Origin of the sequence: Azospirillum himalayense, assembly GCF_042657465.1 — a bacterium.
Classification (GTDB): domain Bacteria; phylum Pseudomonadota; class Alphaproteobacteria; order Azospirillales; family Azospirillaceae; genus Azospirillum; species Azospirillum himalayense.
Genome location: NZ_JBHSLC010000035.1, coordinates 185,677 through 210,949, shown reverse-complemented (window position 1 = coordinate 210,949; position 25,273 = coordinate 185,677). Strand labels below are relative to the sequence as shown.

Below are 25,273 nucleotides of genomic sequence, written 5' to 3'. Positions count from 1 at the left end.
GACCGCTGCAAAGCCGGCTGGGGCAAAGCCGGCTGGGGAGACCGCGGTTGGGAAAGGCGCGGATGCGCCGGCTTTTTCCAACCCGTTCCATGGTTCCAACCCGTTTCAGGACGCTTTCGACTACGGCGTCGACGCCATGCAGCGCTGGATCCTGTTCCTGGATGTCCTGCGGCGGCGCGGCGACCAGTTCATGGACCACGCCGATAAAGGAAAACCGCCCGTCCTGTCCTTCCCTTACGAGGTCGTGATGGAGGGGAGGAAGCTGAAGCGGCCGTGCAATTACATGCTGCTTCGCATCCTGCCGGACCCCGCCGTCGGCACGGACCCGGCCAAACGCCCGTTCGTGATCGTCGATCCGCGCGCCGGTCACGGGCCTGGGATCGGCGGCTTCAAGCCGGACAGCCAGATCGGCACCGCTCTGCGCGCCGGCCACCCCTGCTATTTCATCGGCTTCCATCCTGAACCGGAGCCGGGCCAGACCCTCGCCGACGTGGGTGAAGCCGAGGCCTTCTTCATCGAGCATGTCGGAAAGCTGCACGACGGCGCGGGCGGCAAGCCGTGCGTCATCGGCAATTGCCAGGCCGGCTGGGCGGTGATGGCGCTGAGCGCGGTCCGGCCCGACCTGATGGGGCCGATCATCATCGCGGGCTCCCCGCTGTCCTACTGGGCCGGTGTGAAGGGGCAGAACCCGATGCGCTACCTCGGCGGGCTCTACGGCGGCGCCTGGCTCGCCGCCTTGGCCAGCGATCTCGGCAACGGCCGCTTCGACGGGGCGCATCTGGTCGGCAACTTCGAAAAGCTCGACCCGGCCAACACCTATTGGAAGAAGGCGTACAACCTGTACGCCCATATCGACACGGAAGCGGACCGGTACCTGGAATTCGAAAAGTGGTGGAGCGGCTTCTTCCTGATGAACGGGGAGGAGATCGAGGCCATCACCGACGAGCTGTTCGTCGGAAACAAGATGACCAGCGGCGGCATCGTCCGGAACGGGCGCCGGCTGGATTTGCGGAACATCCGCTCGCCCATCCTGGTCTTCGCGTCCTTCGGCGACAACATCACGCCGCCGCAACAGGCGCTGGGCTGGATCCTCGATCTCTACAGCGACGTCGAGGACATCCGGGCCCACGAACAGACCATCGTCTACAACCTCCATCACGACATCGGGCATCTGGGCATCTTCGTGTCCGGCCGCGTCGCCCGCAAGGAAACGTCGGAGTTCGTCGAGAACATCGACTTCATCGACCTGCTGCCACCCGGTCTCTACGAGATGATCCTCCAGCCGAAGGACCCGAGCGTTCCCGGCGCCGATCTGGTCGCGGGCGACTACGTCACGCGGTTCGAGCCGCGCACGCTCGACGACATCCGCGGGCTTGGCGGCAACACGCCGGAGGACGACCGGCGGTTCGCCGCGGTGGCCCGCATCTCGGACATCAACAAGGGCCTGTACGCCACCTTTGCACGGCCCTCCATCCAGGCGGCGGTCAACGAGCCCTTCGCCGAGTGGCTGCGGATGATGAACCCGGCGCGCAGCCAGTATTACCTGTTCTCGCACCTCAACCCGTTCATGGCGCCGGTCGCCCCCATGGCCGACTGGGTGCGCGAGCACCGCCGCCCGGTGAGCCCGGACAACCCGTACCTGAGCGCGCAGAACCGCGTCTCGGACGAGATCGTGCAGGGGCTCGACCGTTGGCGGGACGCGCGGGACGGCGCCGTCGAACGCCTGTTCATGGGCCTCTACAACGCGCCGCTCCTTCAGGCTCTGGTCGGGCTGGCCGCGCCGGGCGAGGACGCGCGGCCGCCGCACGTCCGCGACGAGGCGTTCGAAGCCCTGGTCGAGAAGCGGATGGCCGAGATCATGGCCCGCGTGGAGGAGGGCGGGGTGCGGGAGGCGCTGTTCCGCGTCCTGATCCATGCGCGGCGCGGCGAGGGCGCCCTCGACGAGCGCGCCTTCCAGATGCTGCGGAAAATCCGTGACGAGCATCCCGGCACTCAGCAGCTGTCGGTGGACGCCGTTCGCGCGGTCTTCCGCGAGCAAGTCTTCCTGATGCTGATGGACGAAGCCGCGGCGATGAGCGCGCTGCCCAAGCTTCTGTCCGGCGAGAAGGAGCGCAAGGAGGTGATGGCGCTGGCGGAGCGCGTCCTGGAGGCCTCCGGACCGCTCACTCCCGACCAGCGCGCCCGCCTGCGGCAGGTGGATGCCCTTCTGCACAACAAGGAGGAGCGCATCGAGGCCGAGCGCGAGCCGCCCCTGCGTGTGCTGCCCGGGGCCGACGGAACGTCCCTGGCCAAGGCCGCCTCCGACATCAGCCGGGCGGACGCGCCGCCCAGGGCGATGGGCACAGCGAAGGCCAAGTGAACCCGGCGCCGACGCACGGGGCTGACGAGCAACAAGGGGAACGCGTCATGAGCAACATGGATCAGACCAGGGCGGCCGCGGCCGTCCCCGACATCGGTGACGACCTGATCTCGCCCGACGAGCTCCGGAAGCTTGCCGAGGAGCATGAGATGGCGCTGCTTCAGGAAGCCCTGGAGCGGGAAAAGAAGCACATGAAGGAACAGGACACCGTCCGCGAAGCCTTCATGAATCAGCACATCCGCCCCGATGCCAAGGAACGGTTCACGCGCGCGGTGCGCGACGCCGCGTCACGCGGCGTGAAGGAAATCCAGGTGGCGCGCTTCCCGAGCAGCTACTGCACCGACGGCGGCCGGGCGATCAACAATTTCGAGCCGGACTGGCCGGATTCCCTGACCGGCTACGCCCGCGAAGCCTACGAGGTCTTCGACAAGAATCTGAGGGCCAAGGGCTACAAGCTGCGGGCGCAGATCCTGGACTATCCCGGCGGAATGCCGGGGGACGTCGGGCTGTACCTGCGCTGGTGAGGAGGGCGCGTCATGGCCGGCAGCCCGCCACCGTCCGCGCATCGGCATGAAAAGTACGAACGGCTGGTCGCCGCCTGCCGCGCGATCTCCCCCGTCCCCACGGCCGTGGCGCATCCCTGCGACGCCTCGTCCCTGGGCGGCGCCGTCGATGCGGCCCGTCAGGGCTTCATCACGCCGATCCTGATCGGTCCGGCCGCGCGCATCCGGGCGGTGGCGGACGAGTCCGGCCTCGACATCACCCCATACGAGATCGTGGACGTGCCCCACAGCCACGCCGCCGCCGCCACGGCGGTGGAACTGGTGCGCCAGGGGCGCGCCCAGCTTCTCATGAAAGGAAGCCTGCACACGGACGAACTGCTGCGCGAGGTGGCGAGGAAGGACAGCGGGCTGCGGACGGAGCGGCGCATCAGCCACGTCTTCATCATGGACGTGCCGACCTACGCCAAGCCGCTGTTCATCACCGACGCCGCGGTGAACATCGCGCCGACCCTGGAGGACAAGCGCGACATCATCCAGAACGCCATCGATCTGGCGCGGGCGCTGGGGAATCCCCAGCCGAAGGTGGCGATCCTGTCGGCGGTCGAGACCATCAACCCGAAGATCCCCTCCACCGTGGAGGCCGGCGCGCTGTGCAAGATGGCCGACCGGGGGCAGATCACCGGCGGCCTGCTGGACGGGCCGCTGGCGCTCGACAACGCCATCAGCCCGGAGGCGGTGAGGATCAAGGGCATCGCGTCCCCCGTCGCCGGGCAGGCCGACATTCTCGTCGTGCCGGATCTGGAGGCGGGCAACATGCTCGCCAAGAACCTGACCTTCCTGGCGAACGCCGATGCCGCCGGCATCGTGCTGGGCGCGCGGGTGCCCATCGTGCTGACCAGCCGGGCTGACAGCGTCATGACGCGCATGGCCTCCTGCGCCGTGGCGGCGCTGTACGCGCACCGGCAGCGGATCGAGCAGCCGGTGAAGGGGTGAAGCCGCCATGACCGAGATGAGCATGACCGAGACGATCCTGGTCATCAACGCCGGTTCCTCCAGCATCAAGTTCCAGCTGTTCGACGCGGCGGACGGGACGCTGCCGGTGCGCCTGCGCGGCCGGATCGAGGGGATCGGCACGACGCCCCGGCTGATCGTCCAGGATGGCAGCCAGGATGGCAGCCAGGACGGCGGCGTTCCCTTGCCGGCCGAATCCGGCGACGGGGTTCCCGGCGCGCTGGCCTTTCTCGGCGCGTGGCTGCGGGAGCGGCTGGGCGGGGCCATGCCGGTGGCGGTCGGGCATCGGGTGGTCCATGGCGGGCCGGCCTACGACAGCCATGTGGCGGTGGATGATGCGGTGATCGGGACGTTGGAGACCTACGTTCCGCTCGCCCCGCTCCACCAGCCGAACAATCTGGCGCCGATCCGGGCGATCCGGAAACTCCTGCCCGACGTGCTTCAGGTGGCCTGCTTCGACACGGCCTTTCACCGGCACCATTCCGAACCGGCCGACCGCTACGCCATCCCGGAGGCCCTCCACCGGGAAGGCGTGCGGCGCTACGGTTTTCATGGCCTGAGCTACGAGTACATCGCCGGGCGTCTGCCGGACCTCGCCCCGGGGATCGCCGGCGGGCGGGTCGTCGTCGCGCATCTCGGCAGCGGGGCCAGCATGTGCGCCATCCAAGACGGGCGCAGTGTGGACAGCACCATGGGCTTCACCGCGCTGGACGGGCTGCCGATGGGCACACGGCCGGGACAGCTGGACCCCGGCGTGGTCCTGTACCTGATGGACAAGGGCATGGACGCCCGCGCCATCGAACGGCTGCTGTACCACGACTGCGGGCTGAAGGGGCTGTCCGGCATCAGCAACGACGTCCGCGACCTGCTGGCCAGCACCGACCCGCGCGCCAGGCTCGCGCTGGACTGCTTCGTTTACCGGGCGACCCTCGCCATCGGGGCGCTGGCCGCCGCCATGGGGGGCATCGACGGGCTGGTGTTCACGGCCGGCATCGGCGAACGGGCGCCGGCCATCCGCAAGGCCATCGCGGAGCGGGCGCGCTGGCTCGGCGTCGACCTCGACGAGGCGGGCAACGCCGCGAACGCGCTGTGCATCACGACGCCGGACAGCCGGGTCATGGGCTGCGTCATCCCGACCGACGAGGAGCGGATGATCGCGCTCCACACCCGCGCCATCCTCCGCCGCCACCGCTCCGCATGACACGGTCCCGAGAAGGAGAGAGGCACCATGTCCTGGTTATCCGGTTTTGGGTCATCCAGATCGGCAATCGTCGCCGGCCTCCTGCTTCTCGGCTGCGAGCAGCCGGCGCCGCCACCGGCCGAGGCGACGCTGATCCGCGCGTTGCCGGTGCAGGTCAGCCAGTTCGACCGCACCGCCGCGCTGACCGGGGAAATCCAGGCCCGCCATGAGAGCAACCTCGGCTTCCGCGTCGGCGGCAAGGTGGTCGAACGGCTGGTGGACGTGGGGCAGACGGTCACGTCCGGCCAATTGCTGGCGCGGCTGGACAACCAGGACCAGACCAACGCCGTGAGGTCCGCCGAATCCGACGTGGCGGCGGCGCAGGCCGCCGTCGAGCAGAGCCGGACGCAGGAGGAGCGCCAGCGCTCCCTGCTCGCCAACGGCTTCACCACCCGGGTCCAGTACGACAACGCCCAGAAACGCTTCCAGCAGGCGCAGGCCGAGCTGAACTCCGCCGAGGCGCAGCTGCGCTCGGCCCGGGACACGCTGTCCTACACCGAACTGCGGGCCGACCGCGACGGGGTCATCACGGCGAAGGCGGCGGAGCCCGGCCAGGTGGTCGCCGTCGGCCAGCCGGTGCTGCGGCTGGCCGACCCGAATGAGCGGGAGGCGGTCTTCCAGGTGCCGGGCGCCAGCATCCGGCTGGAGGGGCGGGAGGGCCTGCCGCCGGTCGAGGTGCGGCTCGTCAACGACGCGAAGACCGTCACCGAGGGTACGATCCGCGAGGTGTCTCCGGGGGTCGATCCGGTGACCCGGACCTACACCGTGAAGGTTTCCCTGCCCAACGCCCCCGACGCCTTCCTGCTCGGCTCCTCCGTCGTCGGTCGGGCCAAGCTGCCGACGCGTCCGGTGGTCAATCTGCCGTCCTCGGCCCTGTTCCAGACGGGAAACGGGGAGCCGGCGGTCTGGGTCGTGGCGCGGCCGGCCGACACGGTGAGCCTGCGCCCCGTCTCCGTCCTGCAATACGACACCGGCACGGTCACCGTCTCCAGTGGCCTCAGCGATGGCGATCTGGTGGTGGTCGGCGGCGTCCAGAAGCTGCGGCCGGACCAGAAGGTCACCATCAAGCAGGGGAGCGGCGCATGACCCGCATCGCGCGACCAACCACGCGGCCCCCAACCATGTGGCCCTCAACCATGTGGCGGCCGCCCGCGAAGCCGCTTCTCGTCGCGCTGCTGGCGCTTGCCCCCGCCCTGGCGGCCTGTCAGCCGCAGGGCGGCCATCACGCGGAAGCGGCGCCGGTGATCCGCCCGGTGCGGACCGTCACCGTGGAGCCGGTGACCTTCCGGATGGGCGGTTCCGCCACCGGAACCATCGAGGCGCGGGCCGACGCCGACCTTGGCTTCCGCATCGCCGGAAAGCTGGTCGAACGCAAGGTCGATGTGGGCAGTCTGGTCAAGGCCGGCGACGTGCTGGCGCGGCTGGACGACCAGGACCAGCGCAACGCGCTGCGGACCGCCGAGGCGAACCTCGCCTCCGCCAAGGCCGATCAGGTGCAGGCGCGCAATGAGGAGGGCCGCAAGCGGGAGCTGTTGGCCAACGGCAACGCCCCGCAGGCGCAGTACGATGCGGCGCTTCTGGCGATGCGCACCGCCGACGCCAAGGTCATAGCCACGCAGGCGGCGCTACAATCGGCCCGCGACCGGGTCGGCTACACGGAGCTGCGGGCGGATCGGGACGGCGTGGTGACCACCATCGGGGCCGAGCCCGGACAGGTGGTCGAAGCCGGGCAGATGGTGGTGCGCGTCGCCCAGCCCGAGGAGCGCGAAGCCGTCTTCAACGTCGCCGAGACCGGCATCCGGGCGGCGCCGAAGGACCCGGTGATCGAGGTCTCGCTGGCCGGCGCACCGGACATCGCGGCGGTGGGCCGCGTCCGCGAGATCTCGCCCCAGGCCGATCCCGTCACCCGGACCCACACCGTCCGGATCGCGCTGGACAACCCGCCCGACGCCCTGCGCCTGGGCGCGACCGTCATCGGCCGCCTGAAGCAGCCGCCCGCCCCGGTGGTCGAGCTGCCGGGAACGGCGCTGTTCGAGGAGGCCGGGCGGAGCTTCGTCTGGATCGTCGACCCGGAGGCCCAGACGGTCCGGCGCCAGCCGGTCGTGATCAGGGCCAGGGAAGGCGATGGCCCGGTCATCGTCACCGAGGGACTGACCCGCGGCGACGTCGTGGTCACCGCCGGCGTGCACAGCCTGAGCGAAGGCCAGCGGGTCCGGTTCAACCAGAAAATCGAAACGGCGGCGGCACCATGACCGGCTTCAATCTCTCCGAGTGGGCTCTGCGCCACCGTTCCTTCGTCTGGTACCTGATCATCTCGCTGACGCTGGCGGGCGGCATGTCCTACATGCGCCTCGGCCGCGAGGAGGACCCGGCCTTCACGATCAAGACCATGGTGGTCCAGGCCAACTGGCCCGGCGCCACCATCGAGGACACCATGAAGCTGGTGACCGACCCGATCGAGAAGAAGCTGGAGGAGATCCCCTATCTCGACTACGTCAAGAGCTACACCAAGCCCGGCATCTCGGTCGTCTACGTCAACCTGAAGGACTACACGCCGGCCGAGGCGGTCCCCGACCTGTGGTATCAGGTCCGCAAGAAGATCGCCGACATGAAAGCCACCCTGCCGCAGGGCGTGCAGGGGCCGGCCTTCAACGACGAGTTCGGCGACACCTTCGGCACGGTCTTCGCCTTCACCGCCGACGGCTTCAGTTACCGCGAGCTGAAGGACTATGCGGAGACCGCGCGGGCCGATCTGATGCGCGTGCCGGACGTCGGCAAGATCCAGTTCGTCGGCGTCCAGAACGAGCGGATCTACCTCGACTTCTCGACGCGCAAGCTGGCCGCGATGGGGATCGACCGCGAGCAGGTCATCGCCGAGCTTCAGGCGCAGAACGCCGTGGCCCCGGCCGGCGTGGTGCAGGCGGGCGACGAGAAGATCTCGGTCCGGGTCAGCGGCGCCTTCACGTCGGAGGACAGCCTGCGCGCCATCAGCCTGCGCGCCAACGACAAGTTCTACCGGCTGGCCGATCTGGCGGACATCCGGCGCGGCTACGCCGACCCGCCGTCGCCGCTGTTCCGCTACAACGGGCAGCCGGCCATCGGAATGATCATCTCCATGGCGGCCGGCGGCAACGTGCTGACCTTCGGCGAGGGCATCCGCGAGCGGATGCGGCAGGTCGAGGCGAACCTGCCGGTGGGCATCGGCGTCCATCTCGTCGCCAACCAGTCGGTGGTGGTGGAGGAATCGGTCGCCGGCTTCACCAAGGCGCTGAAGGAAGCGGTCGTCATCGTCCTGGTGGTCAGCTTCATCAGCCTGGGCCTGCGCGCCGGGCTGGTGGTGGCGACCTCCATCCCGCTGGTGCTGGGCATGACCTTCATCGGCATGGAGTTCTACGGCATCACGCTCCAGCGCATCTCGCTGGGCGCGCTGATCATCGCGCTCGGCCTGCTGGTCGACGACGCGATGATCACCGTGGAGATGATGATCACCAAGCTGGAGGAGGGCTTCAGCCTGGATAAGGCGGCGACCTTCGCCTACACCTCCACGGCCTTTCCCATGCTGACCGGCACGCTGATCACCGTGGCCGGCTTCATTCCCATCGGCTTCGCCCAGGGCGGTGCGGCGGAATACTGCTTCACGCTGTTCGCCGTGGTGGCGATGGCGCTGCTGTTCTCGTGGATCGTGGCGGTCCTGTTCGCGCCCCTCATCGGGGTGAACGTGCTGCCCAAGACCATGAAGGCGAAGCATGGCAGCGAACCGGGGCGCCTGATGCGGATGTTCCGGGGCAGCCTGCGCCTGGCCATGCGGGCGCGCTATGTGGTGATCGTCGCCACGCTGCTGCTGTTCGGCCTGTCGGTCTTCGGCCTGCGCTTCGTCCAGCAGCAATTCTTCCCCGCCTCCGACCGCCCGGAGCTGCTGGTCAATCTGACCCTGCCGCAGACGGCCTCGATCCGGTCGACCGAGGAGGTGGTGGATCGCTTCGAGAAGGTGCTGGCCGCCGACCCGGACGTCGAGCGGTGGAGCTTCTACGTCGGCCAGGGCGCTGTGCGCTTCTACCTGCCGCTCGACGTGCAGCTGGCCAACGACTACTTCGCGCAGGCCGTGGTGGTGACCAAGGGCTACAAGGTCCGCGAGGCCGTCCGCGCCCGGCTGGAGAAGGTGCTGAACGAGGACTTCTCCGATCTGAACACGCGGGTCAGCCCGCTGGAGATGGGGCCGCCGGTCGGCTGGCCGATCCAATACCGCGTCTCCGGACCCGACGTGGGCGAGGTGCGGGCCATCGCCGCCCGGATGGCCGACACCATCGGCACCAACCCCTACACGCTGCTGGTCAACTATGACTGGAACGAGCCGTCGAAGGTGGTGCGGGTCGATGTGGACCAGGACAAGGCCCGCCTGCTGGGGATCAGCTCCAAGTCGCTCAACCAGGCGCTGAACGCCACGGTGTCGGGTGCCGCCTTCACGCAGGTGCGCGACGACATCTACCTGATCGACGTGGTCGCCCAGGCGACCAACGCGGAGCGCAGCTCCATCGAGACGCTGCGCAACCTCCAGATCGCCATTCCGGACGGCCGCACCGTGCCGCTGGGCGAGGTCGCGACCATGCGCTACGACCTGGAGCAGCCGGTGGTCTGGCGGCGGACGCGCCTGCCCACCATCACCGTCCAGGCCGATCTGGTTCCCCCGTTGCAGGCCGCGACGGTGGTGCAGCAGCTGGCCCCGGCGGTCGACGAGCTGCGGCGCAGCCTGCCGCCCGGCTACACCGTCGAGGCGGGCGGCACGGTGGAGAACAGCGCCAAGGGCATGGCCTCGATCACCGCCGTCTTCCCGATCATGATCTTCGTCATGCTGACCATCCTGATGATTCAGCTTCAGAGCTTCCAGAAGCTGTTCCTGGTCATCAGCGTGGCGCCGCTCGGCCTGATCGGCGTCGTCGCGGCGCTGCTGCCGACCGGCACGCCGCTGGGCTTCGTCGCCATTCTGGGCGTGGTCGCGCTGATCGGCATGATCGTCCGCAACTCGGTCATCATGATCGCCCAGATCGACGAGCATCTGGAGGCCGGGGAGCATCCCTGGGACGCGGTCATCAACGCCACCATGCACCGCGTCCGGCCGATCCTGCTGACGGCGGCGGCGGCCAGCCTGGGCATGATCCCCATCGCCCCGGAGGTCTTCTGGGGTCCCATGGCCTATGCGATCATCGGCGGCCTGATCGTGGCGACCCTGCTGACGCTGCTCTTCCTGCCGGCGCTGTACGTCGCCTGGTTCCGGATCCAGGAACCGGCGGCGGAGGAGCGCGCCAAGCCGCGGTACGACGAAGCCATGCACCCGCCGGGTGCGGCGCCGACCAAGGGGGTGACGAGCGGCGTGTGACCAACCCGCCGCTCCGCTCCGCGGCCGCGCATCCGACGGCACCGACAATCCCGCCGTCATGCCCGGCTCGATATCATGCGTGTGCGGCAGTCGAATTCCTACCCGATGAATGTCCGCAAGTCCGGCGGGGCTCGGACCATCGCGCGCTGAAGGGGACAGAAGCCATGGCGGACTTCATTCACGACCGGTTCATGCCGCACGCCGACGCCGCGGAGGTCCCGGAGCGGCACGAGATGAGCTATGTCCGCAAGGCGCTCGTCCTGTCCATGATGCTGGTCCTGCTGATCGGCTGCTTCGTCGTGTTGCGCCCCTTCATCGCGGCGATCCTGTGGGCCATCATCCTATCCTTCAGCACCTGGCCGCTGCATCGGCGCATCGAGCGCGCGCTCGGCGGTCGCACGACGCTGTCCGCGGCGATCATGACGCTGATGATCATGGCGGTTCTCGTGGTGCCTCTCGTCGCGCTTGGAACGAAGCTGTCCGAGAGTGTCTTCCGGGTCTTCGAGACGATTCACGCGGCCATGGAGCAGGGGTTTCCACCCTTGCCGGACTGGCTGGTCGGCATTCCGATCCTCGGGGACCGGCTGCAGGAGATCTGGAGCGTGCTGGCGAGCGGCAAGTCCAATCTGCGCACGACGCTCCAGCCCTATCTCGGCCAGATCCGCGACGGGGTGCTGGCGAGCGGCGGGCACCTTCTCTCAGGGACGTCGCTGATCGCGCTGAGCGTCCTGATCGCTTTCTTCCTCTATCGGGACGGTCGCACCGCCGTGCGCCGGTTGCGCAGCATCGTGGGGCGGATCGCCGGCGACCGCGCGCGGCAATCCCTCGACGTCGCCGCCGAGACGATCAACGGGGTCGTCCATGGCGTGCTCGGCACCGCGCTGATTCAAGCCATCGCCGCCACCGTGGGCTATTGGATCGCGGGGCTTCCCGGCGTCCTGCTCCTCGGCTTCATCACCTTTTTCCTGACGCTGGTGCCGATGGGGCCGGCGCTGATCTGGTTGCCCGCCGCGATCTGGCTGGCCAGCCAGGGCCGCACCGGCATGGCGATCTTCCTGGTGGCCTGGGTCGGCCTGCTGGTCGGCAGCCTCGACAACATCCTGCGCCCGATCCTGATCGGTCGAAGCAGCGATCTTCCCTTCATCATCATTTTCCTGGGCATCGTCGGCGGTCTCGTCGCATTCGGCCTGATCGGCATTTTCCTCGGCCCGACGCTGCTCGCCGTGGCGTACGGCCTCATTCGGGAGTGGAGCGGGGGAAACGAGCCAGGCGACGCCGTGGCGGAGTAGGCGCTCTCTTCGGTCGTTGCCGCTTTCTGATGGTGCATCGTATCCCCAGGAATGGAGGGGTGGGGAGCGGCCAGGCACACGCGCCTGAACATCGAGCGGACCGACGGTGACTGGAAGGTCGATGGCACAGGACGGGTCGATCTCGACGGCACGGAGGAGCCGGACCTCTCGGTCACCCCCTTCTGCAACACCTTCCCGATCCGCCGGACACCCGTCAACGCGGGGGCGAGTCTCACGCTCGACACCTGTTTCGTGGATGGGGCAACCATGGCGGTGGCGCGTTCCCGTCAGAGGTGTGAGCGTTTGGGCTCAGACCGGCTGCGCCACGTCGACCTTGGCCTGACCGCGGGAAACATCGGTGATCATGCGGATGACATCGTCCAACTGCTCGCAAGGAACCTTGATCTGAAGCTGCACACCTTCGGCCGTGAAGCCGTTGGTCTCGGCAAGGGCCGCGGTGAAGGCGCCAACTCCCGTCCTGATCCTGGCCTCGTCGGCGAAAGCGCACGTGACGGACAGGACTGCAAAGGTGATGATCGGCTGGCATTCCGCGGCATGGAGACAGGCCGACGCGGTGCCGCCATAGGCGCGCACCAGCCCGCCCGCACCGAGAAGCACACCACCGAACCAACGGCTGACCACCACCGCCACCTGATCCATGTGCTGGCCGTCTATGGCCTGAAGAATCGGACGTCCCGCAGTGCCCCCGGGTTCACCATCATCGCTGGACCGGTGGAGGTCGCCGATCCGGAAGGCCCAGCAATTGTGACCCGCATCCCGTCTGCTGCACGTGGCAATAAATTCACGCGCCTCTTCCTCAGTGTTGACCGGGCCTGCCGAGGCAAGAAATCGGCTTTTTTTGATTTCCTGCTCGAATTGCTCTTTCTTCTTGAGAGTGAACATTGTCTTCCGCCGCCATCATTCGTGCGCAGGCCAGAGGCCGATGTCCCCATGCGCTGATGCAACCTATTCGTCCAATGGGGAAATTGCGACAACGTCGCGGCGATATCCGCGACGACGTGCGTAACGAGGAAACCTTGCCCCTCCATCCATGATCATCACCGGCGTGCCGTGATGCGGCGCTCCGATGATCCAACCAGCGCACGCTCGATAACGCGATCAAGGGCTTTTCCCTTACCTCCCACGTAATCGCAGGAGGATCACGGAATGACGATGCTGTGGGGGTCCGGCCGATCCGGGCAGCCCCACGAAGGAGTTCCGCCATGACGAACGCCGTCCATGTCGCCCAACGTTTCATCGCCGCCTGGAACGAGACCGATCCGAACCGCCGGCTGGCGCTGGTCGTCGAACACTGGAGCGATGATGCGCATTACCTTGACCCGATGGTTCAGGCGAACGGCCACGCCGGCATCAACGCCCTGATCGGCGCCGTGCAGCAGCGGTTCCCGAACAGCCGTTTCGTCCTGCATGGCACGCCCGACGGCCACAACGACCGGGTCCGCCTCTCCTGGTCCCTCGTTCCGGCGGGGGGCGATCCCGTGGCCGGCGGCACCGACTTCATCCGGTTGGCCGCCGATGGACGCATCCGCTCGGTGAGCGGCTTTCTGGACCGGGTTCCGGAAGGTGCTTAGGGCACCGGCTTTTCCATCCCGCAGCGTCCCGAACGCAGGAGCACCGACCATGAACACGCCTTCGCTGTCTCCCGCCGAACCGCTCCAGCCCGGCTTCATCCACACGGACGACGGCGTGAGGCTCTTCTATCGGGATTGGGGACGAGGGAAGCCCGTCGTCTTTCTGTCCAGCTGGTCGCTGAATTCCGACTCCTGGGCCTATCAGATGCTGGCACTGACCGAGCGCGGTTACCGCTGCGTCGCGTACGACCGCCGCGGCCATGGCCGGTCGAGTGACCCAGGAGTCGGTTTCGACTTCGACCGGCTGGCCGACGACCTCGCCACCCTGCTCGACACGCTGGATCTGGACGGTGTCACATTGGTCGGCCATTCCATGTCCTGCGGGGAGATCATCCGCTATCTGAGCCGGCATGGCGACCGCCGCGTTTCCGGCACGGTTCTGGTCGGCACGATGACACCAACGCTTTCCCGGACCGACGACCACCCTGACGGAATCGATCCCGCCGTCTTCGAATCCTTCCGCTCGGATTGGCTGATGCGGGACTTTCCGGCATGGCTGGAGGACAACATCCGCCCCTTCATGACGGCGGACAGTTCGCCCGGCATGATGGCCTGGGTGAAATCGATGGCCTTGCAGGCCTCGATGAAGGCGCTTCTGGACTGCCACCGGGCGACGACGTCCACGGACTTCCGACGGGAGCTTCAGGACATCGCCGTGCCGACCTTGCTCATCCACGGCGATTTGGATGTCTCCAGCCCGCTTGGCATCACCGGGAGGAAAACCGCCGAGCTGATGCCGAACGCGACGTTGACCATCTACGAGGGGGCGCCGCACGGTCTGTTCCTGACGCACATGGACCGCTTCAACCGCGATCTGCTGGCCTTTCTGGATGCATGATCGGCGGCGCTGGTATCATCGATCGCAAAACACCTGACGACAGCGGAGGGGAGACCGGAACCATGCCGCAAACCGCCACCCGGCACCGACCGCCCCCGAGGACCGTGCCGCGCCAGCCGGTCGGCGAACTGCTGCGCGCGTGGCGCAAGCGGCGCGGCTTGAGCCAACTCGACCTTGCCTGCGAAGCCGACATCTCGACCCGGCATGTCAGCTTCCTGGAAACGGGCCGCTCGCAGCCCAGCCGGACCATGCTGCTCCATTTGGCGGAGCGGATGGACATTCCGCTCCGCGACCGCAACGCGCTGCTCGCCGCCGCGGGCTTCGCGCCGGTCTTTTCCGAACACGGGCTGGACGATCCGGAGATGCGGGCCGCCCGTCAGGCGGTCGATCTCGTGCTGACCGGGCACGAGCCCCACCCGGCGCTGGCTGTGGACCGGCACTGGACGCTGGTCGCGGCCAACCGGGCGGTCGCCCCGCTGCTCACCGGCGCCGCTCCGGATCTTCTCCAGCCTCCGATGAACGTGCTGCGCCTCAGCCTCCATCCCTCCGGGCTGGCGCCGCGGATCGAGAACTTCGCCCAGTGGCGGACCCACATCTTGCACCGGCTGACCCGCCAGATCGACGTCAGCGCCGATCCTGTGCTGGTCGCGCTGCTCGGCGAGTTGAAAGGCTACCCGGTGCCCGACGGGCAGGCTCTGCGCAGCCGGGGCGAGCCGCTGTCGTCGCATGATGGCGTGGTGGTTCCACTGCGGCTCAGGACGGAAGCCGGGACGCTCAGCTTCTTCAGCACCACGACGGTGTTCGGAACGGCGGTGGACGTCACCTTGTCCGAACTGGCCATCGAGGCGTTCTTCCCGGCCGACCTCGCCACGGCGGAGGCGATGCGGCAGGTCCTGTCGCGGTGATGGACCGTGAACCGAGCCGGGATTGCCGACCGACACGATCGGTTTGACTGTGCGCCACACGGTGTCACGAGAAGCGCCTTCACCCGATCGGGGCACCGCCCTTGCGCCGACACGGCGCACCGGACCCGGCCTTATGATTTCCGACCATCCCATGGCGGCCGGAGGTGCAACATGGCGCAGACCGACATCGAGTTGCTCCGCGACCTTTACAACCGCTACGCCGTGGGTGATGTGGCGCCGCTGTTCGAGCATCTCGCCCCCGACGTCGAGTGGATATCCTGCAGCCGGTCCCCGGCTCTTGCCGCCTTTTCCGGCACCTTCCACGGCATGGACGGTGTCCAGCGCTATTTCCAAGGGTTGGCCAAGGATTGGACGATCACCAGGCACGAGATGCGGGACATCGCAAGGGACGGCGACCAAGTCGTCACGCGGAACCTCGTTGAAGCCATCAGCAAGGCCACCGGCAAACCGGTGACGGTGACGACCGAACACCGGTGGGTGCTGTACGACGGCCGGATCCGGCGCTTCGAGGAGCGTTGCGACGATGAGGCAGCCCTGGAGGCGGCTTGCCGTCCCTGTGAGCCATAACGGATTGGCTTGCTTAACGGACCGCGGTGACATGGTCGGCCCTCGCCGCGCGGATCCCCTTTCTCCACACTTCTGTCGGCAGCCATCGAAGCCTTTCAGACGATAAGGCCGTCCGCTTTGCGCCAGAGGAAGGCCGCTGACAGCCCCCTCTTTCAGACGTCGAGCGCAGGGGCTTCCTGCAATTTCCCGGCGCTTCGTCTTCTGCGGGGCGCCCACAGCGTCCTTCTGGAGGAGTCCTCGACAGGCACCGCGCAGGCGGAAGCAACCAACAACCTGCGCTTGGTTCTCGTGAGCCTGTCCTGAACGGCCCAATCAGCTGTTCATGCGGGCCAGCACACGATCGACCATGACCCCGGACTGTCCGAGGTAGTTGGCCGGGTCACACAGCTTGGCCAGTTCGGCGCGGCTGAGGCAGGCGCTGATCTCCGGCGTCTCGGCCAGAAGGTCGAGCAGCGGCCGGTTCTGGCGCACCGCCTCGCGGCAGAGGTCGTAGACGAGGTCGTGGGCGTACTCGCGCCCGATGTGGCGGCCGAGCCCCATCATCACCGCCTCGGACGCCACCAGCCCGTTGGTCATCTCCAGATTGGCGCGCATCCGCTCGGCATCGACCTCCAGCCCGCTCACCACGAACCGCGCCTGTTTCAGGGCGCCGGCCAGCAGGCAGAAGGCCTCCGGCAGGACGATCCACTCGATCTCCCACGGCCCGGTCGACCGCTCGTGATCCGCCACCATGGCGTCGAGCAGAGCCGCCGTGTGCTGGCGCAGCACGGAGATCGACGCGTGGATGTAACAGCTGGAGATCGGGTTGCGCTTCTGCGGCATGGTGCTGCTCGACCCGCGGCCATGCGCGTAGGGTTCGTAGACCTCGCCGACCTCCGTCTGCATCATCAGCTTCACGTCCATCGACAGCTTGCCGAGCGTGCCGCCGACCAGGCCCAGGAAGCAGCCGACCTCGGCGATGGTGTCGCGGATGGTGTGCCAGGCGATCACCGGCTGGGCGAGGCCCAACTCCTCCATCAGCCCGGCCTGGGTCTCCATGGCGCCATGCTCCAGGGAGGCCAGCGTGCCGGACGCTCCGGCGAACTCGCCCATCAGCACGCGCGGGCGGAGTTGCGCCAGCCGCTCCCGATGGCGCTCCACCGCCGACAGCAGCCCGGCCATCTTGTAGCCGAAGGTCACCGGCACCGCCTGCTGCAGGTTGCTGCGGCCGATCATCGGCGTGTCCCGATGGCGCTTGGCCAGATCCGCCAGGGCCGCCGACAGGCCCGTCAAATCCTCGTCCACGATGTCCAGCGCTTCACGGATTTGCAGGACCGTCGCCGTGTCGGTGATGTCCTGCGTGGTGGCGCCCCAGTGGCAGAATTCGCCGAGCCGGTCGCGGCACAGCGCGTTGAGCTGCGAAACGACGCCCAGCACGGGGTAGCCGATGCGCTCCGTCTGCGCCTTCAGCGTCGCCATGTCGATCTTGTCGAGGGAGCAGTTGGCGACGATCTCGTCGGCGGCTTCCTGCGGGATGATGCCCAAGCGGCCCTGAACGCGGGCGAGCGCCGCCTCGATGTCCAGGTATTTGCGCGTTCGGTTCTCGTCCGACCAGACCGCGCGCATGGCGGGGGTGCTGAAGATGTCGCCGAAGATGGCGGAGTCGATGATCGTGGACGGCATGGTGCTGGTCCTCCCAAAAAATGGCGTTCCGTTCGCGGCGCGGCTCAGATCGCCTTCGCGTTGCGCAGCCGGGCGATGTCGCCGGGCGCGTAGCCCAGCTCGGCGAGGATGGAATCGGTGTGCTGGCCGAGCGCCGGCACCGGATCCATGCGCGCGCTCCCGTCGCTCGCTACACCCGGCGGCAGCAGGGCCGGCACCGGCCCGTTCTGGGTCTCCACCGTGCGCCAGCGGTCGCGGGCCGCCAGTTGCGGGTGGTTCCAGACGTCCTGCATGGTGTTGGCCCGGGCGTTGGCGATGGCGGCCTGCTCCAGCCGGGCAACCACCTGTTCGGCGGTCAGGCCGGCGAAGGCCGCCACGATGATCCCGCGCAACTCGTCGCGCGCCGCGTTGCGGCGGGAGTTGCTGGAAAAGCGCTCCTCCCGCGCCAGTTCGGGGCGTTGCAGCACCGTCTCGCAGAAGGCCACCCATTCGCGCTCGTTCTGCAGGCCGAGCAGCACCGTCTTGCCGTCGCCGGCCGGAAACGGGCCGTAGGGGTAGATGGTGGCGTGGCTGGCGCCGGTGCGGGCCGGCGGCGGCGCGCCGTCGAAGGCGTAGTAAAGCGGGTAGCTCATCCACTCCACCAGCGATTCCAGCATGGAGACGTCGATGCGGCAGCCGCGCCCCGTCTGCTGGCGTTGCAGAAGTGCGGCCAGGATGTTGCTGTAGGCGTACATGCCGGCGGAGATGTCGGCGATGGACGGGCCGGCCTTGGCGGGCGTTTCCGGCGTGCCGGTCACCGACAGGAAGCCGGACTCGCCCTGTATCAGCAGGTCGTAGGCCTTCTTGTCGCGGTAGGGGCCGTCACCGCCGTAGCCGGAGATGTCGCAGACGATGATTCCCGGCTTTTCGGCGGACAGCGCCTCGTAGGACAGGCCGAGGCGGGCCGCGGCGCCGGGCGCGAGGTTCTGCACCACCACGTCGGCCTGCTCGCGGATCAGGCGCTTAAGGATCGCCTGCGCCTCCGGGTGCTTGACGTCGAGCGTCAGGCTTTCCTTCGAGCGGTTGGTCCACACGAAGTGCGAGGCGACGCCGCGCACCCGCTCGTCGTAGCCGCGGGCGAAGTCGCCGACGCCGGGACGCTCCACCTTGATGACGCGGGCGCCGAGGTCGGCGAGCTGGCGCGTCGCGAAGGGGGCGGCGATGGCGTGTTCCAGAGTGACGACAGTGATTCCAGACAGGGGGTTCATAGGGGGCGTCCTCACGTCAGGACCGCGGTGGCGTCCATGGTCAGCCAGCCGTCATGGTCCTTGGCCCACAGGTGGACCGTCTTGCCGTCGGCGAGCGGCGTGCCGCACACCGAGAAGGAATTGATGTCGAAGGTCGGCCGCACCGCCTTGAAGCGGAAGGAGGCGACCTCGGCTTCCGGCAGCCGGTGGCGCAGCAGGTCGAGCAGCAGGGTGGCGATCAGCGGGCCATGCACGATCAGCCCCGGATACCCCTCCACCCCCGTCACGTAGCGCCGGTCGTAGTGGATGCGGTGGCCGTTGAAGGTCAGCGCCGAGTAGCGGAACAGCAGCACGTCGTCGGGAACCCAGCGCGTCTCCCAGGCCGCGTCCGCCGGGGCCGGCTGCGGTTCCGGCGGCGCATCCTGCGGCGTGGCCGCCTCGCGGTAGACGATGTCGTGGAACTCGGTCAGCGCCACCTGGGATTCGCCGGCGCGGCGGATCTCGTGGCGGACCTTGACGAAGACCAGCGGACCGGTGCGCCCGGATTTTTCGGTCACGTCATGGATGGTCGAGGTCCGGGTCAGGGCGTCGCCGACGCGCAGGGGGCTGTGGAACTCGAACTGGCTGCCGGCCCACATCCGGCGGGGCAGCGGCACCGGGGGCAGGAAGCCGCCGCGCTTGGCATGACCATCCGGTCCGATCTCCGACTGGCGGTGCAGCGGCAGGAAGTACAGCCAGTGCCACAGCGGCGGGAGCGGGGTGCCGACCGGAGGGCGCTCGGCGGGCCGGTCCAGCGTGGCCGACAGCGCGGCGTAGGGAGTCGGGGTGACGGTGTCGGACACGGTCTCGGTCCGGCCGATCCAGTCCCCGAAGTTGGCGGTGGAAGCGTTCATGGTGGCGTCCTCGATGCGTGGGAGCGGCCTGCGCCGGATCAGTGCGACGGCTGGGCAGGGGACCGGACGTTCAGCGGCAGGACGGTGATGTCGCCCTTCTCCTCCAGGCACCGCTCGGTGCTGGCGTAGCTCTGGTTCAGCTCCCGCTGCAGGACCTCGCGGTCGCAGGCGTTTTCCCAGATCGAGACGACGATGCTGGCGACGCAGTTGCTGATGATGCTGGTCAGGGCGCGGGCCTCGGACATGAAGCGGTCGATGCCGACGAGCAGCGCGACGCCCGCCACGGGAAGGTCCGGCATCACCGTCAGCGTGGCGACCAGGGCGACGAAGCCGCTGCCGGTGACGCCCGCAGCACCCTTCGAGGTCAGCAGCATGACGCCGAGCATGGCGACGATCTGGCCGGCCGACAGGTGGATGTCGCAGGCCTGGGCGATGAACAGGGAGGCCAGCGTCAGGTAGATCGCCGTGCCGTCCAGGTTGAAGGAATAGCCCATGGGCAGCACGAGGCCGGAGACGCCTTTCTTGCAGCCCAGCGCTTCCAGCTTCTGCAGCACGCGCGGCAGGACCGGTTCGGAGGAGGAGGTGCCGAGGACGATCAGCAGTTCCTCGCGGAAGTAGCGCAGCACCTTCCACAGGCTGAAGCCGTGCAGCCGTGCCAGCGTGCCGATGACGACCACCAGGAAGAAGCCGCAGGCGACGTAGAAGGTGAGGATCAGCAGGCCGAGCGAGCCGATGGAGTCGATGCCGTATTTGCCGACGGTGAAGGCCATCGCCCCGAAGGCGCCGATCGGGGCCAGCTTCATGATGAAGCCGAAGGCGGCGAACAGCACGTGGGAGAAGGATTCGATGCCCTGGACCACCGGCTCGCCGGCCTTGCCGACCCGCGCCAGCCCGAAGCCGACCAGGACGGAGATGAGCAGCACCGGCAGCACCTCGCCCTCGGCGAAGGCACCGAAGAAGGAATGCGGGATGATGTGCAGCACGAAATCGGTGAAGCCGACCGGGGTCGCCTGCTTGGCGTAGCGCGCCGCCACCGTGGGGTCGAGCGACGCCGCCGACACATGCATGCCGACGCCGGGCTCGATGATCATGACCGCAGCCAGCCCGATGAGCAGTGCTGCCACCGTCAGCGCGTAGAACAGCGCCATCGACTTGACCAGCGTCTTGCCGATTTCGCGGGTGTCGTTGAGGCTGGTGATGCCGCTGACGATGGTGCAGAAGACCACCGGCGCGATCATCATCTTGACCAGCTTGACGAACCCGTCGCCGAGCGGCTTCAGCGAGGCGCCGAGGTCCGGCCAGAAATGGCCGGCCAGGATGCCCAGGCTCAGGCCGACGATGACCTGGAAATAGAGGGCCTTGTAGATGGCTTTGGGATGGATGGCTTTGGGCTCGGTCGGCGCCGGGGTTTGCTCTCCCGTTTGTAGGCGCATGGCGTTTCCTCCTCGGTGCGTTATGGGTCAGGCGGCCATGGCGGCCCGTGGTGGGTCCAGTGGCCGTGCGAACACGGTTCCTTCGAACAGGCGTCGTGACGTGCGCAGGATGCTGGCGGTTGGGGTGGAATGGCCGGCTCCCGGCTCAAGGCGGACGGTCAGCCGGCCCGCCGGATGCTCGAAGGTGACGTCGCCGGGCAGGGCCATCCGTCCGGCCAGCGCGGAGGCCACGGTTCCCGGGATGGTGCAGGCGGTCGCGGTGGCGACGGCCCCGGTGATGGCCATCGCCCGGTGGCAGTCGTGCGGCATGAAATAGCGGACGGCCAGCGTGCCGCCGCGCGTCGGCGGCGCCAGCAGGACGGGCTTGGGGATCACCATGCCGGCGGCGTTGGCGAAGCCCATGCGGCGGCCGGCCTCCACGCGCAGCGCCTCCAGCCGGGCCATGAAGCCCCGATCGAGCCGGTAGCTGTCCATCGGCTCGTGCCCCGTCTTGCCCAGGTCGGCGGCGCGGACCAGCATCACCGGGATGGCGGCGTCGATGCAGGACACCTCGATCCCGCCGATTCCGTCGATCCCGATGATGCGGTCGACCGGCGCCCCGGTGGGCAGCAGCCGGCCGGTGTTGGCGCCCGCCGCGTCGAGGAAGGCGAGATGGATGGGCGCCGCGGTGCCGGGCACGCCGTCGATGACGGCCCCGCCCTCGTAGGTCACCCGACCGTCCGGGGTCTGGACGCGCGCCTCGATCAGCTTGCCGGTGTTGACGTTGTGGATGCGCACCACCGTCACGCCGTCCGTGGCCGGGACCAGCCCGGCCTCGATGGCGAAGGGGGCGACCGCGGCGAGCATGTTGCCGCAGTTGGGCGAGGTGTCGACGATCCCCTCCTGCACCCGCACCTGGGCGAACAGATAGTCCACATCCGCGCCGGCCAGGGTGGCGGGACCGACGATGGCGACCTTGCTGGTCAAGGGATTGCCGCCGCCGATGCCGTCGATCCCCAGGTCGTTCCCCGCCCCCATGACGGAGAGCAGAAGGGCGTCACGCTCCGCCGGGGATGCCGGAAGGTCGGAGGCCAGGAAGAAGGGCCCGCGGGAGGTCCCGCCGCGCATCATCACACAGGGAATGCCGATTTGGCGGCTGGTCAGGTGGTTCATGGCGCTTGGTGTCTCTTGATCTCGCCGTGGCGGCGAAGAAAGCCGATGAACCGATATTCAGACCTCGAACTGTATTTGTTAAATGCAATGATTCGAGATATTATTCCGGAATACGCATCAATGAGTGCCGCCTCGCGGAGCCGGGCATGAACTTCGAACTGGTCGATCTGAAAGCCTTCGTGGCGGTGGCCGAACTGGGCAGCTTCAATCGCGCCGCCGAGTTGCTGAACCTCTCGCAGCCGGCGCTCAGCCGCCGCATCCAGAAGCTGGAGGACACACTGGGCGTCGCCCTGTTCGAGCGCTCGACCCGCCATGTCGCCCTGACCATGGTCGGACGCGACTTCATCCCCAAGGTCCGGCGTTTCCTGGACGAGTTCGAGTCATCGCTGCTGGGGATCAGCGACCTGGGGGCGCGGAGCGGCGGACAAATCACCATCGCCTCCGTTCCGACGGCGGTGTTCTATTTCCTGCCGAACGCGATCAGCCGCTTCAGCGTCGCATTTCCGCGCATCCGCATCCGCATCCTGGACCTCGGCGCCAACGAGGGGCTGGAGGCGGTGGCCCGCGGCGAGGCCGATTTCGGCATCAACTTCATCGGCACGTCACACCCGGACATCGACTTCACGCCGCTGGCCGAGGACCCGTTCGTCGTCGCCTGCCGGCACGATCATCCGCTGGCCTCCCGGCAGGAGGTCGGCTGGGACGAACTGGCGGCGCACCGGGTCATCACCGTGGGCCGGACCAGCGGCAACCGGGCGTTGATCGACAACGCCCTGGCGCAGCACGGCCTGAAGCTCAACTGGTCCTATGAGATCACGCACCTCGCCAGTTCGCTCGGGCTCGTCGAGGCGGGCCTCGGCGTCGCGGTGCTTCCCAAGCTCGCCACCCCGACCTCCGGCCACCCCATCATCCGGACCATCCCGCTGAGCCACCCGAAGATTTCCCGGACGATCGGCGTCGTCCGACGACACGGCGCCATCCTCTCACCGATGGCGGCGCGCTTTCTGGAGGTGCTGCTCGGCTCCTGGAAAGCCTGATGCTCTTGAGCACTGCCGCGTCGCATTGAAAACCGTCCAAGGTCGGCTCCTGGCGGATATCGCTGAAAAAGTCAGGTGCTGATCGAGTGCCGCTGGGCCGATCGCGAGGAGCCGGTGGGCGGAGGCCCCCCTCATGTCGGCCTGGGTTCCGGCGTCGGGATGAGCCGGGGCAACTCCAAACTGTGGCCCGACACACTAACGGCGTCCGAACAGTCGTTCGATATCGGACAGTTTCAGTTCGACATAGGTTGGGCGGCCGTGGTTGCATTGGCCGCTGTGAGGGGTGGCCTCCATCTGGCGCAGCAGGGCGTTCATCTCCTCGACGCTGAGCGACCGCCCGGCGCGGACGGAGCCGTGGCAGGCCATGGTCCCGCACACGTCCTCCAGCCGTTCCTTCAGCGACAGCGCGTCCCCCAGCTCCGCCAGTTCCTCGGCGAGGTCGCGGACGAGGCTTTTGACGTCGCTCTGGCCCAGCAGCGCCGGGACTTCGCGCACCAGGATGCAGCCGGGACCGAAGCCCTCCACCGCAAGACCCAGCTCCGCCAGTTCCGCGGCGCGGCCCAGCAGACGGTTGGCGGACGGCTCGTCCAGCTCCACCAACTCCGGGATCAGGAGGGCCTGCCGCTTCACACCGCCTTCCAGAAGGGCGGCTTTCATTCGCTCATAGACCAGCCGCTCATGGGCGGCGTGCTGGTCGACGATGACGATTCCCTCAGTCGTCTGGGCGACGATGTAGGTGTTGTGGACCTGGGCGCGGGCCGCGCCCAGCGGGTGGCTGTCCAGCGGGGGAGCGGCGGCCTGCGCCGCGTACTCCGGCGGGCGCGCGGCGGGAGCGGCCTGCCAGCCGGCGAGGCGGCCCTGCAAGGGGGGCAGCGGCGCCTGATGGGGCGCCTGGAAGGCGGTCGCCCGGTCGGCCAGCCCGCGCGGCACGACGGAGCCGTAGCCGCCCCCCCAGGACGGCGCCGACTGGTGCGCCGGGTTGCGGTAGGGCAGGGGGGAGGGTGATGGGATGCTTCCATCCGTGTCTGCTCCACTCTCCGGGCGCAACGCCCCCAGAGTCGCCAGCCCCACGGTGGTCGAGGCGCGGTGCCCGGCCTCGGCCAGCGCGTGCTTCAACGCTCCGACGATCAGCCCGCGCACCAGGCCCTGGTCGCGGAACCGCACCTCCGCCTTGGCGGGATGGACGTTCACGTCCACCTCCTGCGGGTCGAGGTCGAGGAACAGCGCCAGCATGGGGTGACGGTCGCGCGGCAGGAAATCGGCGTAGGCCGCCCGCACCGCGCCGACCATCAGCTTGTCCCGCACCGGGCGGCCGTTGACGAACAGATGCTGGTGGCGGGCCGTGGGGCGGTGCAGGGTGGGCAGGCCGATCCAGCCCGCGAGCGTCACCCCCTCGCGCGCCGCCTGCACCGGCACGGCGTTGTCCTGGAAGTCGCGCCCCATCAGGGCGCCCAGCCGGGTCAGCCGGGCGTCGAGCAGGTCGCCCTGCGCCGCCGACAGGCGCAGCGTCGAGCGGTTGTCGCCGTCCAGCGTGAAGGCCACGCCGGGGTGGGCCATGGCCAGCCGTTCGATGCAGTCGCCGATGTGGTCGAACTCGGTCCGGGCGGCCTTCAGGAACTTCAATCGGGCGGGCACGGCGGCGAACAGGTCGCGCACCTCCACGCGGGTGCCCTGGGCCAGCGCGGCGGGCTGAGGGGCGCCCTTCAGGCCCGCGTCCACGGTCAGCGCCCAGGCGCTGTCGGCGCCGCGCGGGCGGCTGGTCAGGGTCAGGCGGCTGACCGCCCCGATGGAGGGCAGCGCCTCCCCTCGGAAGCCCAGCGAGCGGATGTCGAGCAGGTCGTCGGACGGCAGCTTGGAGGTGGCGTGCCGCTCCACGGCGAGCGCCAGCTCGTCCGGCCCCATGCCGCAGCCGTCGTCGGTGATGGTGATGAGTGATTTGCCGCCGTCGCGCACCACCACGTCGATGCGGGTGGCCCCGGCGTCGATGGCGTTCTCCACCAGTTCCTTGACGGCGGCGGCGGGCCGCTCGATCACCTCGCCGGCGGCGATTCGGTTGACGAGCGTGTCGGGCAGCATACGGATGGGCATGCGCCAAATATAGTAGGCTCACGCCGGGAATGCCACCATGAGCG

The 25,273-nt window shown here is 68.4% G+C and carries 19 protein-coding genes and 2 pseudogenes; 14 read left to right on the top strand and 7 right to left on the bottom strand.

Annotated features, from left to right (window positions below):
- Positions 1 to 136 precede the first annotated feature (136 nt).
- The 9 genes and pseudogenes from ACFPMG_RS17585 to ACFPMG_RS17545 all read left to right on the top strand — a co-directional run.
- Entirely contained in the window at positions 137 to 2,359 is a 2,223-nt protein-coding gene (locus ACFPMG_RS17585) for a DUF3141 domain-containing protein (protein WP_376996411.1), read from the top strand.
- A gap of 47 nt (positions 2,360 to 2,406) precedes the next feature.
- Positions 2,407 to 2,883: a hypothetical protein gene (locus ACFPMG_RS17580; protein WP_376996410.1), complete on the top strand. Its 477-nt coding sequence runs from the start codon at positions 2,407 to 2,409 to the stop codon at positions 2,881 to 2,883.
- A 42-nt stretch (positions 2,884 to 2,925) separates the two neighbouring features.
- Positions 2,926 to 3,855, top strand: a pseudogene (locus ACFPMG_RS17575) (bifunctional enoyl-CoA hydratase/phosphate acetyltransferase); the annotation flags it as partial.
- 7 nt (positions 3,856 to 3,862) lie between these two features.
- Positions 3,863 to 5,074 carry an acetate/propionate family kinase gene (locus ACFPMG_RS17570; RefSeq protein WP_376996409.1) on the top strand — a complete coding sequence of 404 codons (1,212 nt, stop codon included), beginning with the start codon at positions 3,863 to 3,865 and terminating at the stop codon, positions 5,072 to 5,074.
- A gap of 27 nt (positions 5,075 to 5,101) precedes the next feature.
- Positions 5,102 to 6,199, top strand: a complete 1,098-nt coding sequence (locus ACFPMG_RS17565; RefSeq protein ID WP_376996408.1) for an efflux RND transporter periplasmic adaptor subunit — start codon at positions 5,102 to 5,104, stop codon at positions 6,197 to 6,199.
- Between the two features lie 50 nt (positions 6,200 to 6,249).
- Positions 6,250 to 7,365, top strand: coding sequence for an efflux RND transporter periplasmic adaptor subunit (locus ACFPMG_RS17560; RefSeq protein WP_376996407.1), 1,116 nt, complete (start codon positions 6,250 to 6,252; stop codon positions 7,363 to 7,365).
- The gene (locus tag ACFPMG_RS17555) at positions 7,362 to 10,487 is read left to right on the top strand and encodes an efflux RND transporter permease subunit (protein WP_376996406.1); all 3,126 of its coding nucleotides are present in this window, start codon (positions 7,362 to 7,364) and stop codon (positions 10,485 to 10,487) included. Before ACFPMG_RS17560 ends, ACFPMG_RS17555 begins: the two co-directional genes overlap by 4 nt.
- Before the next feature lie 164 nt (positions 10,488 to 10,651).
- Entirely contained in the window at positions 10,652 to 11,776 is a 1,125-nt protein-coding gene (locus ACFPMG_RS17550) for an AI-2E family transporter (RefSeq protein WP_376996405.1), read from the top strand.
- A 51-nt stretch (positions 11,777 to 11,827) separates the two neighbouring features.
- A pseudogene (locus tag ACFPMG_RS17545) lies at positions 11,828 to 12,043 on the top strand (putative glycolipid-binding domain-containing protein); the annotation flags it as partial.
- Between the two features lie 42 nt (positions 12,044 to 12,085).
- Here the strand turns inward: ACFPMG_RS17545 and ACFPMG_RS17540 are convergent.
- Complete coding sequence (locus ACFPMG_RS17540; protein WP_376996404.1) at positions 12,086 to 12,679, bottom strand: IMPACT family protein; 594 nt, start codon at positions 12,677 to 12,679, stop codon at positions 12,086 to 12,088.
- 320 nt (positions 12,680 to 12,999) lie between these two features.
- Here ACFPMG_RS17540 and ACFPMG_RS17535 point away from each other — a divergent pair, with 320 nt between their 5' ends.
- From ACFPMG_RS17535 to ACFPMG_RS17520, 4 genes are all read left to right on the top strand, one after another.
- A complete protein-coding gene (locus tag ACFPMG_RS17535; RefSeq protein WP_376996403.1) occupies positions 13,000 to 13,368 on the top strand; it encodes a nuclear transport factor 2 family protein in 369 nt (122 codons plus the stop codon).
- A 49-nt stretch (positions 13,369 to 13,417) separates the two neighbouring features.
- Complete coding sequence (locus ACFPMG_RS17530; RefSeq protein WP_376996402.1) at positions 13,418 to 14,266, top strand: alpha/beta fold hydrolase; 849 nt, start codon at positions 13,418 to 13,420, stop codon at positions 14,264 to 14,266.
- A gap of 62 nt (positions 14,267 to 14,328) precedes the next feature.
- Positions 14,329 to 15,171 carry a helix-turn-helix domain-containing protein gene (locus tag ACFPMG_RS17525; protein WP_376996401.1) on the top strand — a complete coding sequence of 281 codons (843 nt, stop codon included), beginning with the start codon at positions 14,329 to 14,331 and terminating at the stop codon, positions 15,169 to 15,171.
- Positions 15,172 to 15,342: 171 nt separating this feature from the next.
- The gene (locus ACFPMG_RS17520; RefSeq protein ID WP_376996400.1) at positions 15,343 to 15,759 is read left to right on the top strand and encodes a nuclear transport factor 2 family protein; all 417 of its coding nucleotides are present in this window, start codon (positions 15,343 to 15,345) and stop codon (positions 15,757 to 15,759) included.
- 312 nt (positions 15,760 to 16,071) lie between these two features.
- Here the strand turns inward: ACFPMG_RS17520 and pcaB are convergent, their stop codons facing one another.
- Genes pcaB through ACFPMG_RS17495 form a run of 5 tightly spaced genes read right to left on the bottom strand, consistent with a single transcriptional unit; the run spans position 16,072 to position 22,104 of the window.
- Entirely contained in the window at positions 16,072 to 17,421 is a 1,350-nt protein-coding gene (gene pcaB, locus ACFPMG_RS17515; RefSeq protein WP_376996399.1) for a 3-carboxy-cis,cis-muconate cycloisomerase, read from the bottom strand.
- 44 nt (positions 17,422 to 17,465) lie between these two features.
- Complete coding sequence (locus ACFPMG_RS17510; RefSeq protein ID WP_376996398.1) at positions 17,466 to 18,647, bottom strand: CaiB/BaiF CoA transferase family protein; 1,182 nt, start codon at positions 18,645 to 18,647, stop codon at positions 17,466 to 17,468.
- Between the two features lie 11 nt (positions 18,648 to 18,658).
- The gene (locus ACFPMG_RS17505) at positions 18,659 to 19,519 is read right to left on the bottom strand and encodes an HTD2 family dehydratase (RefSeq protein WP_376996397.1); all 861 of its coding nucleotides are present in this window, start codon (positions 19,517 to 19,519) and stop codon (positions 18,659 to 18,661) included.
- A gap of 38 nt (positions 19,520 to 19,557) precedes the next feature.
- Entirely contained in the window at positions 19,558 to 20,952 is a 1,395-nt protein-coding gene (gene dctA / locus ACFPMG_RS17500; RefSeq protein ID WP_376996396.1) for a C4-dicarboxylate transporter DctA, read from the bottom strand.
- Positions 20,953 to 20,979: 27 nt separating this feature from the next.
- On the bottom strand, positions 20,980 to 22,104 hold the full coding sequence (locus ACFPMG_RS17495; RefSeq protein WP_376996395.1) for a 4-oxalomesaconate tautomerase: 1,125 nt from the start codon (positions 22,102 to 22,104) through the stop codon (positions 20,980 to 20,982).
- A gap of 146 nt (positions 22,105 to 22,250) precedes the next feature.
- Here ACFPMG_RS17495 and ACFPMG_RS17490 point away from each other — a divergent pair, with 146 nt between their 5' ends.
- Positions 22,251 to 23,141: a LysR family transcriptional regulator gene (locus ACFPMG_RS17490; RefSeq protein WP_376996394.1), complete on the top strand. Its 891-nt coding sequence runs from the start codon at positions 22,251 to 22,253 to the stop codon at positions 23,139 to 23,141.
- Positions 23,142 to 23,336: 195 nt separating this feature from the next.
- Here the strand turns inward: ACFPMG_RS17490 and mutL are convergent, their stop codons facing one another.
- The gene (mutL, locus tag ACFPMG_RS17485) at positions 23,337 to 25,229 is read right to left on the bottom strand and encodes a DNA mismatch repair endonuclease MutL (protein ID WP_376996393.1); all 1,893 of its coding nucleotides are present in this window, start codon (positions 25,227 to 25,229) and stop codon (positions 23,337 to 23,339) included.
- Positions 25,230 to 25,273: the final 44 nt, after the last annotated feature.

Coding starts and splice junctions, on each gene's coding strand:
- ACFPMG_RS17535 (WP_376996403.1), top strand. CDS start 13,000: ATGACGAACGCCGTCCATGTCGCCCAACGTTTCATCGCCGCCTGGAAC.
- ACFPMG_RS17560 (WP_376996407.1), top strand. CDS start 6,250: ATGTGGCGGCCGCCCGCGAAGCCGCTTCTCGTCGCGCTGCTGGCGCTT.
- ACFPMG_RS17495 (WP_376996395.1), bottom strand. CDS start 22,104: ATGAACCACCTGACCAGCCGCCAAATCGGCATTCCCTGTGTGATGATG.
- ACFPMG_RS17525 (WP_376996401.1), top strand. CDS start 14,329: ATGCCGCAAACCGCCACCCGGCACCGACCGCCCCCGAGGACCGTGCCG.
- ACFPMG_RS17570 (WP_376996409.1), top strand. CDS start 3,863: ATGACCGAGATGAGCATGACCGAGACGATCCTGGTCATCAACGCCGGT.
- ACFPMG_RS17540 (WP_376996404.1), bottom strand. CDS start 12,679: ATGTTCACTCTCAAGAAGAAAGAGCAATTCGAGCAGGAAATCAAAAAA.
- ACFPMG_RS17505 (WP_376996397.1), bottom strand. CDS start 19,519: ATGAACGCTTCCACCGCCAACTTCGGGGACTGGATCGGCCGGACCGAG.
- ACFPMG_RS17565 (WP_376996408.1), top strand. CDS start 5,102: ATGTCCTGGTTATCCGGTTTTGGGTCATCCAGATCGGCAATCGTCGCC.
- ACFPMG_RS17530 (WP_376996402.1), top strand. CDS start 13,418: ATGAACACGCCTTCGCTGTCTCCCGCCGAACCGCTCCAGCCCGGCTTC.
- dctA (WP_376996396.1), bottom strand. CDS start 20,952: ATGCGCCTACAAACGGGAGAGCAAACCCCGGCGCCGACCGAGCCCAAA.
- mutL (WP_376996393.1), bottom strand. CDS start 25,229: ATGCCCATCCGTATGCTGCCCGACACGCTCGTCAACCGAATCGCCGCC.
- ACFPMG_RS17555 (WP_376996406.1), top strand. CDS start 7,362: ATGACCGGCTTCAATCTCTCCGAGTGGGCTCTGCGCCACCGTTCCTTC.
- ACFPMG_RS17580 (WP_376996410.1), top strand. CDS start 2,407: ATGAGCAACATGGATCAGACCAGGGCGGCCGCGGCCGTCCCCGACATC.
- ACFPMG_RS17585 (WP_376996411.1), top strand. CDS start 137: ATGCAGCGCTGGATCCTGTTCCTGGATGTCCTGCGGCGGCGCGGCGAC.
- ACFPMG_RS17520 (WP_376996400.1), top strand. CDS start 15,343: ATGGCGCAGACCGACATCGAGTTGCTCCGCGACCTTTACAACCGCTAC.
- pcaB (WP_376996399.1), bottom strand. CDS start 17,421: ATGCCGTCCACGATCATCGACTCCGCCATCTTCGGCGACATCTTCAGC.
- ACFPMG_RS17550 (WP_376996405.1), top strand. CDS start 10,652: ATGGCGGACTTCATTCACGACCGGTTCATGCCGCACGCCGACGCCGCG.
- ACFPMG_RS17490 (WP_376996394.1), top strand. CDS start 22,251: ATGAACTTCGAACTGGTCGATCTGAAAGCCTTCGTGGCGGTGGCCGAA.
- ACFPMG_RS17510 (WP_376996398.1), bottom strand. CDS start 18,647: ATGAACCCCCTGTCTGGAATCACTGTCGTCACTCTGGAACACGCCATC.